This window comes from Saccharomonospora azurea NA-128, assembly GCF_000231055.2.
Classification (GTDB): domain Bacteria; phylum Actinomycetota; class Actinomycetes; order Mycobacteriales; family Pseudonocardiaceae; genus Saccharomonospora; species Saccharomonospora azurea.
In genome coordinates this window covers 2733415-2742218 of the sequence record NZ_CM001466.1, presented here as the reverse complement: position 1 = coordinate 2742218, position 8804 = coordinate 2733415, and the positions used below count along the sequence as shown (strand labels likewise).

At 69.2% G+C, this 8804-nt stretch carries 10 protein-coding genes and 1 tRNA gene; 3 read left to right on the top strand and 8 right to left on the bottom strand.

Annotated features, from left to right (window positions below; translation table 11 throughout):
* Both SACAZDRAFT_RS23790 and SACAZDRAFT_RS12285 read right to left on the bottom strand, forming a co-directional pair.
* Window positions 1-1088 (bottom strand): AAA family ATPase (locus SACAZDRAFT_RS23790; RefSeq protein WP_005442055.1); only part of this gene is annotated, 1088 nt, incomplete at its 3' end.
* 33 nt (window positions 1089-1121) lie between these two features.
* Complete coding sequence (locus SACAZDRAFT_RS12285; RefSeq protein ID WP_005442054.1) at window positions 1122-1715, bottom strand: NADPH-dependent FMN reductase; 594 nt, start codon at window positions 1713-1715, stop codon at window positions 1122-1124.
* A 379-nt stretch (window positions 1716-2094) separates the two neighbouring features.
* Here SACAZDRAFT_RS12285 and SACAZDRAFT_RS12280 point away from each other — a divergent pair.
* A tRNA-Lys gene (locus SACAZDRAFT_RS12280) sits at window positions 2095-2170 on the top strand.
* Between the two features lie 107 nt (window positions 2171-2277).
* On the opposite strand, the gene SACAZDRAFT_RS12275 is transcribed toward SACAZDRAFT_RS12280, so the two are convergent.
* The 3 genes from SACAZDRAFT_RS12275 to SACAZDRAFT_RS12265 form a co-directional block, all read right to left on the bottom strand.
* A complete protein-coding gene (locus SACAZDRAFT_RS12275; RefSeq protein WP_040927750.1) occupies window positions 2278-2934 on the bottom strand; it encodes a hypothetical protein in 657 nt (218 codons plus the stop codon).
* Between the two features lie 140 nt (window positions 2935-3074).
* The gene (locus SACAZDRAFT_RS12270; protein WP_141630109.1) at window positions 3075-3401 is read right to left on the bottom strand and encodes a DNA glycosylase AlkZ-like family protein; all 327 of its coding nucleotides are present in this window, start codon (window positions 3399-3401) and stop codon (window positions 3075-3077) included.
* A gap of 49 nt (window positions 3402-3450) precedes the next feature.
* Window positions 3451-4602, bottom strand: coding sequence for an epoxide hydrolase family protein (locus SACAZDRAFT_RS12265; RefSeq protein WP_005442052.1), 1152 nt, complete (start codon window positions 4600-4602; stop codon window positions 3451-3453).
* Window positions 4603-4795: 193 nt separating this feature from the next.
* Between SACAZDRAFT_RS12265 and SACAZDRAFT_RS12260 the strand changes: the two genes are divergently transcribed.
* On the top strand, window positions 4796-5911 hold the full coding sequence (locus SACAZDRAFT_RS12260; protein ID WP_005442043.1) for a tryptophan dimethylallyltransferase family protein: 1116 nt from the start codon (window positions 4796-4798) through the stop codon (window positions 5909-5911).
* Between the two features lie 41 nt (window positions 5912-5952).
* Window positions 5953-7335, top strand: coding sequence for a tryptophanase (locus tag SACAZDRAFT_RS12255; protein WP_005442042.1), 1383 nt, complete (start codon window positions 5953-5955; stop codon window positions 7333-7335).
* Between the two features lie 77 nt (window positions 7336-7412).
* Here SACAZDRAFT_RS12255 and SACAZDRAFT_RS12250 read toward each other — a convergent pair whose 3' ends face one another.
* From SACAZDRAFT_RS12250 to SACAZDRAFT_RS12240, 3 genes are read right to left on the bottom strand one after another with little or no spacing between them, the layout of a single operon-like run.
* Window positions 7413-8027, bottom strand: a complete 615-nt coding sequence (locus SACAZDRAFT_RS12250) for a GTP-binding protein (protein WP_005442041.1) — start codon at window positions 8025-8027, stop codon at window positions 7413-7415.
* Window positions 8008-8373, bottom strand: a complete 366-nt coding sequence (locus SACAZDRAFT_RS12245; protein ID WP_005442039.1) for a DUF742 domain-containing protein — start codon at window positions 8371-8373, stop codon at window positions 8008-8010. Before SACAZDRAFT_RS12245 ends, SACAZDRAFT_RS12250 begins: the two co-directional genes overlap by 20 nt.
* 1 nt (window position 8374) lies before the next feature.
* Window positions 8375-8791: a roadblock/LC7 domain-containing protein gene (locus SACAZDRAFT_RS12240; protein ID WP_005442038.1), complete on the bottom strand. Its 417-nt coding sequence runs from the start codon at window positions 8789-8791 to the stop codon at window positions 8375-8377.
* Window positions 8792-8804: the final 13 nt, after the last annotated feature.

The following is an 8804-nucleotide window of genomic DNA, read 5'->3' as shown; positions in this document are numbered from 1 at the left end:
GTCGCGGCGGCGGCGAGCTGCCACGCTCTGCGGTCGGCGTCGTCCGGGCTCGTCAGCACGGCCGCCAGCGCCCGGTGAGCCGCGATGCGGTCGGGCAGCGACGCCGACCGGTACGCCGCCGCGCGCACGAGTGGGTGTCCGAAGCGCAGGCACGAGTCGTCGAACGCGAGCAGTCCCGCATCCTCGGCGGCGGCGAGATCGTCGAGCCCGGCACCGAGGCGGTCCGCGGCCGCGAGCACCGTGCCCGTGCTGATCGCCCCGTCGGCCGCGGCGATCAGCACCACGGTGCGGGTGGTCGGTGGGAGGTCCGCGACGCGCCTGGCGAACGCCGCGAGCAGCGTGCCCTCCAGCGGCGGTCCGGTGTCCAACGTCGTCAACGCAGCCCGGTCGGACCGCGTGCGCCGCAGTTCCAGCAGGGCGAGGGGGTTGCCGCGGGCCTCGACCAGCACCTGTCGACGCTCGTGTGCCGTGAGCTCCGGAGCCTGCGCGGTCAGGAGGGCGTCGGCGTCGGTGTCGGCGAGTCCCACCACCCGCAGTTCCGGCAGCCCGGGAGTCGGCAGCGCGGGCGCGTACCCGTCCCTCACAGTGAAGAGGACGGCCAGGGGCAACCCCTCCACGCGCCGGGCCGCGAACAGCAGGGCGTCGACGGACGGCCGGTCGAGCCAGTGGGCGTCGTCGACGGCGACCACGACCGGCCGCTCGGCCGCGAGCGCCGTCAGCAGTGCGAGCACGGCGAGGTTGACGCTGTGCCCGTCGGCGGCGTCGGCGCGCCCTCGGAGCCCGAGAGCGCACCGCAACGTCGCCGCCCGGTCGCCGACGAGGTCGTCGAACCGCGCCTCGACCCGCCGCAGCAGCAGGTGCAGACCAGCGAACGGGAGCTCCGCCTCCGGTTCGACGCCCGCCGCGTGCAGCACGAGCAGGTCGCCGGCCGAGGCCAGCACCCGGTTGAGAAGCGTGGTCTTGCCGATGCCCGCTTCGCCCTTGATGACAAGCGTGCCGCCGACGCCGCGACGGGCGTCGGCCAGTGCACGCTCCACCCGGGAAAGGTGTTCGGTGCGGCCGAAGAACGGTTGTTCGGACTCTCGCATCTGGACAGTGTGAAAGCTCCAGTAATGTCGAAGTCAATTCAGGTAGGGGCGCTTGTCCCGCGCCTCCCGCAACGACACGGCCCACCAGGTCAACTGGTCGAGCAACTGCTTGGCCGCCGTGTTGGCCGCACCGTCCACCGGCTGCCCGTCGTCGTCGAACGTGCCCCAGAAGTTGTGGAAGCTGAGCGTGTCGCGAACGGTGACCGCGTGCAGTTCGGCGAAGACCTGCCGGAGCTGCTCCACCGCGCGCAGGCCGCCCGCCATGCCGCCGTACGAGACGAACGCGACGGGTTTCGCCCTCCACTCCTGGTGGAAGTGGTCGATCGCCGACTTCAACCCGGCGGGGAAGCTGTGGTTGTACTCGGGCGTCACCACGGCGAACGCGTCCGCCTCGGCCAACCGGGCGCCCAACGCGGCGACGTCGTCGCCGGCGGAGAGCGACACCGACAGGTCGTAGTCGGCGAGGTCGACGACCTCCACCTCCAGCGCGGCGTGCTCGCGAGCCTGCTGGGCGAACCACGCCGCGGGAACGGGCCCGAAGCGGTCGGCGCGCACGCTCCCGATGAGCACCGCCAGGCGCGGCCGGGTGGCGGTTCGAGGCGAAGATTGCGTGATCGTCGTCGTCATGGTGAGGACGCTAGGCGCGCCGAGACGACCCACGCATCTGTCGACCGACTGGTCCGGCCCCGGGGTGGATCAGCATCGCGGACGGGTTACGCAGAGACATCGGTCGATTCACCCTGGCAGTGGTGCCGTGACACGCAGAGTGTCCATAGCGTGAAGTACTGGCACCAACAGGTCCCGAAAGGGTGGTGATCGCCATGAGTTGTGGTTGTTGTGGATCCTGCAGTGGGCCGAGCTGCGGCTGCTGCGGGAAGTGCTGACGGGCTCCCTCGGGAGCACCCACCGCGTGCCCCGCGCCGCACAACGGCGTGCGCGTCGGGGCACGTGTTCCAGCCGCCTCCTCGTGTGCCCGGCTCCCCCGCCCGCCGCTACAATCCAGTGCGGGCCGTTAGCTCAATCGGCAGAGCTGTGGACTTTTAATCCATAGGTTCCGGGTTCGAGCCCCGGGCGGCCCACCAACACGCCTGGTCGACGGCAGAGGTGCCCAAACGAACTGGGCCCGACATCCGACGAGACGCCAGGCTCCGCTTGAGTCACGACCGTGAGCCGCGGGCTTGAATGCGTGTCACTTCGTCCAGCTGATCGGGTCGTCCTGGTAGTCGTCGCCTTCGTTGAACTCGGCCGACACCACGTCGACGCCTTCCTGGGAGGCCTGCAGTGCGCACGTCTCGAACGTCGCTCCGGCGGTGGTGAAGTCGCGGCCCGCGGTCTCGCTCTCGCACTTGCCTTCGACGTCGCCGCTGATGATGACGCCGGTGCCGCGGCCGTCGGCGGTGTTCGCGCGCAGCCTCACCGAGCTGTACGAGAGGTCGGTGCCTTCGACGTTCTCCACCGTGAACTTGATGTAGTACGGCACCAGGCCCTTGGCGCGGTCGCCGAACTGGGCGAGGTCGGAGGAGCTGCCCTTCTCGATGTCGGTGACGGTGATGGCGATGGTGCCGCTCATGTCCGTGCCGTAGGTGAAGGGGACCGTGGCGGTCTCGCCGACCTTCAGTTCGGTTCCGGGAGGCGTGATCTCGCCCGGGGTGGCCTTGTTCGCGGCTGTCTCCTCGGCGGCCGACGACGCAGGCGCTTCGGGCGGCGCGGCCGACGACGAGGCGGCCGTGGTCTGCGTGTCGTTGCCGGAAGCCTCGGCGGAGCCAGACTCCTTGCTGCCACACGCTGTCAGGCCGAGAGCGAGAGTGGCGACGGTGGCTGCGAGTGCGATGCGTCGGTTCTGCACAGTTGATCGCTTTCTGTTCGCGCGAAGGTGAGTGTCCCGTTTGACCATGTCGGCGCGAGGTGTGTTCCAGATCCCAGCTGTGGGCGCCGCGTGCGCACAGGGTGTCGTCGGCTCGGCACGCTGAGCGTTGAAACGGGCGCTCACTCGGTCGGCGACCAGGTGATCCGGTGTTCGGAACCGGGGTCGGTGAAGGCGAGCAGCCGGAGCGCCTCGGACTCGACGGCCGACCGCTGCGCCCCGGTGAGCGCCCGGAAGGGACAGAGGTCGATGCCGGCGGTTCCGCTCGTCGACGTCCTGGTCCAGCTCGCCGCCACGGTGCCGTCGAACAGGACCGTCGCGGCCACGGCGGCGCCGTGGCAGACGTGTCGGCGCACCTCGTCGGGCAGCGGGGCTCCCTCGACGTCGAACAGCTCGCGCCCCGACTCGTCGGTGTGGCGCACGAGCCGGGGCCGCAGCGTTTCGAACACCTCCGCCAACCCGCGAGGACGGCCCTGCCGAGGCGGCGCGTGGACAGCCTCATGCCCACTCCGCGAGGAAGCGCCTCAGGTCGCCCACCAGCGCGTCCGGGTCTTCGAGTGCGAGGAAGTGGCCCCCGGTGTCGAGTTCGGTCCACCGCACGACGTGGTGGTCGCGCTCGGCCCACGGGCGCACGGTGACGTCGTGGGCGGACAGGAGCACGCCGGTGGGCACGGTGCCCCGCGCGGTGGGTGTGTCGCTCCAGTCCACGGCGGACATCTCCTCGTAGTACACCTGCGCCGCCGACGCCGCCGTACCGGTGAACCAGTAGATACTGACATTGGTGAGCAACTGGTCGCGGTCGACGCACTGCTCGGGCAACGCGTCCTCGGGGTGGGTCAGCTCCTTGAACTTCTCCACGATCCACGCCAGCTGCCCCACCGGCGAGTCCGTCAGCCCGTAGGCGACGGTCTGCGGCCGCTTGCTGTTGCACTGCAGGTAGCCGTCGTTGTGGTTCTGCATGCGGTCCCACCGGGCGTGGTCGCGGTCGGTGAGTGCGTCGAACTCGCCGTCGGCGCCCGTCGGGAAGCTCAGCATGGCGTTGACGTGCACGGCCCGGACGTTCTCCGGCCGCTTCCGCCCGAGGGCGAGCGCCACCCACGCACCCGTGTCGTAGCCGTGGACGGCGTAGCTGCGGTAGCCGAGCCGGTGCATGACCGTGTCGAGCAGGTCCGCCATCCGGCTCGCGTCGACGCCGGGCCCGGCCAGGGGCGTCGAGAAACCGAAGCCGGGTAACGACGGCACGACGACGTGGCACGCGTCGGCCGCGCTGCCGCCGTGAGCACGCGGGTTCACCAGCGGGTCGAGGATCTCGCGGAAGTCCGTCAGGGTGCCGGGCCAGCCGTGCAGCAACAGCAGCGGGGTGGCGTCGGGCTCGGGCGAGGGGACGTGCACGAAGTGGATCGGCTGCTCCTCGACCGACGTGACGAACTGGGGGAGCTCGTTGAGGGCCGCCTCGTGCCGCCGCCAGTCGTAGCCGGTGCGCCAGTACTCGGTCAGCGCGCGCAGGTAGTCCACGGGCACACCGCGGTCCCAGCCCACTCCCGGGAGTTCACTCGGCCACCGCGTGGCCGCCAGCCGGGCGTCGAGGTCGTCGAGCTGCGCCTGCGGGATGTCGATGCGGAAGGGGCGGATGTCGTCGTACTCGGTCATGAGGCCGAACGCTATGGGGCAATGAGGTCATTCCCCGGCCGCAATACGCGTCGCGGAGCGTGATCATCTCGGTAGTCAAGATCACTCATAAAGGGGTATCTCGGGGTGTGAAACGGACGTATCTTGATCACGTTTGTGACCACGACGTCTGTGGGAGTGAAGCACTCTTGTACGCGAGCCCGTCGGAGCGAGCGTGAACGACATCAACGATCCCACGCTTTTCGACTACACCAGTAGGCAGCTGCGGAACCTGTGCGACGAAGCGGGTTTCCCGTCGTCCGACAGTGCTCCGGTCGACATGCTGCGCGAGCTTCTCGGGCCCGGGGGCGACCGTCGACTCTCCGAAGGGCCACTGTGGCCGTCCGACGTGGCCGACGACGCCACGCCCGTCGAGTTCTCGGTGGCGTTGGACGACACGGGGGAGAACGCCGTCCGCATCCTGGGCGAGGTGATCGCCGAGCAACCGGGAATGGCCGCCAACATGGCCGCCGCACGACGCTTCCTGGACTCCACGGCGGAGCGTCTCGGTATCCCGACGGAACGGTTCGATGCCGTGCAGGACCTTTTCCTTCCCGAGGACCCGCAGGGCAAGTTCTCTTTCTGGTATTCGCTGATCTTCCGTCCGAACGCGACTCCGAAGTTGAAGGTGTACTTCAACCCCGACGTCCGCGGTGAGCACCGGGGGCGTGAGCTCGTCGCCGAAGGCTTCCGGCGGCTCGGGATGGAGGACGCGTACGACGCCGCCAGCGAGCACTCCGTCCAGCGGGGAGAGAAGGACCGCTTCACCTTCTTCGCCGTGGACCTCGACGACAGTCCGACGTCGCGCGTGAAGCTCTACATCTCGCACTACTCCGCCACCGCGGAGGAGGCGGTACGCGCGTCGCAGGCCGTCGACGGACTCGACGCCGAGTCCATCCGGGACTTCTGCCGGGTCCTCGGCGGTGACACCGTGACGTTCGGCGGCAGGCCGCTGGTGTCGAGCTACTCCTTCGTGGAGGCCGACCCGAAGCGGCCCGGCAACTACAGCCTCTACCTGCCCATCCGCGACTACGTGGCCCACGACGCCGAGGCGCGTGAGCGTGTGCGGGCGTTCCTGGGCGCGCGGGGCAGCGACCCCGCGGGTCTGGACAGGGCCATCGCCGCCGTCACCGATCGGCCGCTCGACGAGGGCCGGGGCCTGCTCGCCCACGTGTCGTTGCGGCTGGGGCAGTTCGGTACCGGGACGACGATCTACCTGTCGTCGGAGGGCTACGAGGTGCTGCCACCTCGGGTCGATGCCTCGGCCGCTTCCGCCGCCGTGGGAGCCTGAAGCACCGACATCGATCATCAGCGTCCTCGAAAGTAGGAGCCTTGAGACCGTTCCCTCCGTACCGGATTCAGGTCGTCAAAGAAATTCCGATCACGACCCGGCAGCAGCGTGAGGAAGCGCTGGCCCGGGCCTCGTACAACCCGTTCAACCTGCCCGCGAGCATGGTCACCATCGACCTGCTGACCGACTCGGGCACCGGCGCGGTCTCGGCGACCCAGGAAGCGTTCGCGGCGCAGGCCGACCGCGCGTACGCGGGGTCCGACTCGTTCTACCGGTTCCGCAGCGCGGTGGACGAGCTCACGTCGTACCCCCACGCCTATCCCGTGCACCAGGGCCGGGCGGCCGAGCGGGTGCTGTTCTCCACAGTGCTCAAGCCCGGGCAGATCTCGCTGAGCAACACGCACTTCGACACGACGCGGGCCAACGTGGAGCTGCTCGGCGCGGAAGCCCGCGATCTGCCGTGCGCGGAGTTCGGCAACCTGGACAGCCGCGAGCCGTTCAAGGGCAACATCGACCTCGACGCCCTGGAGCAGACTCTCCGAGGTCCCGACGGCGGCCGCGTCGGGCAGGTGCTCGTCACGATCACCAACAACGGTGGCGGCGGGCAGCCGGTGTCGATGGCGAACCTGCGCGCGGTGCGTTCGCTGTGCGACCGCTACGGCGTCCCGTTCTTCCTCGACGCCGCCCGGTTCGCGGAGAACTCCTGGCTCGTCGTGCAGCGGGAGCCCGGCTACGGCCACCTCACCCCGCGTGAGGTGGCGCGCCAGACGTTCGCACTGGCCGACGGGTGCGTCGCGAGTCTCAAGAAGGACGGCATCGCCCCGATGGGCGCGCTGCTCGGCGTGCGGGACCCCGAGCTCGCCAAGCAGTGCGAGGCCAACCTCATCGCCACCGAGGGTTTCCGTACCTACGGTGGCATGGCGGCCCACGACCTGGAGCGGGTCGCGCAGGGGCTCCACGAGGTGCTGGACCCGAACTACCTGCGGTCGAGGGAAGCGGACGCGGCGCACTTCGCCGAGCTGATCGCCCAGGCCGGCGTGGACATCGTCCAGCCCGCCGGGATGCACGCGCTGTATCTCAACGCGGGCCGGTTGCTGCCGCACATCCCGCCGCACGGTTACCCCGGGCACGCGCTCGCCTCGGAGCTGTACCTCGCGGGTGGTGTGCGTGCCGCCGAACTCGGGTCGCTGTACCTGGGCAGCTTCGACGAGAACCACAACCTCGTCAGCCCCGCGCCGTTCGAGCTGGTGCGGTTGGCGATTCCCCGGCGCACTTACACGCTCGCGCACCTGGAGTACGTCGCCGACGTGCTGGCCGACATCGCGAAGAACCCGGGCCGGGTCGCGTCGTACCGCATCGTCGACGCGCCGCCGCTGCTGCGCCACTTCAACCTGAAGCTCGCGCAGATCCCCGCGGAGTACTGAGCGACGACGTACTGAGCGACAACGACGAGGGCCACCTCACCGGTTTCCCGGTGAGGTGGCCCTCGTCGTGTCCGAGGTCAGGCGCCGGAGGACGCCATCTGCGGTTCGGCCGGGAGCTTGCTCATCGCGAAGCGCACGAGCCGGATCAGCGCGAGCTTGCTCGACTCGCGCTGGCGGGCGTCGCAGAACAGGATCGGCACACCCGGCGAGATGGCCAGAGCCGACCGGATCTCGTCCTCGGTGTAGTCGTCGGAGCCTTCGAAGCAGTTCACCGCGACGATGAACGGGATGTTGCGGCGTTCGAAGAAGTCGATGGCGGAAAAGCTGCTGTCGAGGCGGCGGGTGTCCACGAGCACCACCGTGCCGATCGCGCCGCGCGCGAGTTCGTCCCACATGTACCAGAAGCGCTCCTGGCCCGGAGTGCCGAACAGGTACAGCACGGTGTGCGGCGAGATGGTGATGCGGCCGAAGTCCAGCGCGACGGTGGTCGTCTTCTTCTGCTCGACGCCCGTGATGTCGTCGACGCCGTCGCTGGCTGCCGTCATCACCTCCTCGGTGGACAGCGGCGGGATCTCGCTCACCGAGCCGACCATCGTGGTCTTGCCGGCACCGAAACCGCCGGCCACGATGATCTTGACCGGAGTGGGTACCACGGCTGCTGCCGTGTTGTCGTCAGAGCTTGGAGAGACCATCGAGCACCGCCTGAAGTAGTTGACGATCCGGGGCTTGCAACGTCTGGGACGGCGACCGGACGATCACTTCGCCACGTTCGATGAGGTCGCCGCACAGGACCTTCACGACAGCGATCGGAACCTTCACGTGCGCCGCGATCTCGGCGACCGACAGCGGTCGCACGCAGAGATCGAGGATCGCCGTGTGTTCCGGGGTGAGACCCACCCCGGAACGCGTCGTCCCGGACAGCGCCATCACCTGGGTGGCGACGTCCAGGGTGATGTCCGACGCCGGTATTCGACCCCTGGTGATGGCGTACGGCCGCACAAGGGGGCCGGCCGCCTCGTCGTACCACTGATCGTTCATGTCACGTCCCCGACGCGGCCGGGTTCCTCGGCGCCGCCGTCATGTAATCGCCGACGCGCTTGACCAACCGGTTCATTTCGTAGGCGATCATCTCGACGTCGACGGCGTCCTCCGCCAGCACGGCCAGGCACGCGCCCGTACCCGCGGCGGAGACGAACAGGTAGCCCTCGGTCATCTCGATGAGGGTCTGGAGCACGGGGCCGCGGTGGAAGTGGCGGCTGACGCCCTTGGCGAGGCTCTGCAGGCTGGAGGCCATGGCGGAGAGCTGGTCGGAGTCGTCCTTGGACAGTGAGTTGGACTTGCCCATGAGCAAACCGTCAGCCGACAGCACGACGGCGTGTTGTGCTCCGACCACGCGGTCCACCATGTCGTCCAGCAGCCAGTTGAGATCCAACATGGAATTGCCGTTCTCGTTCATCGATGAATCCGCT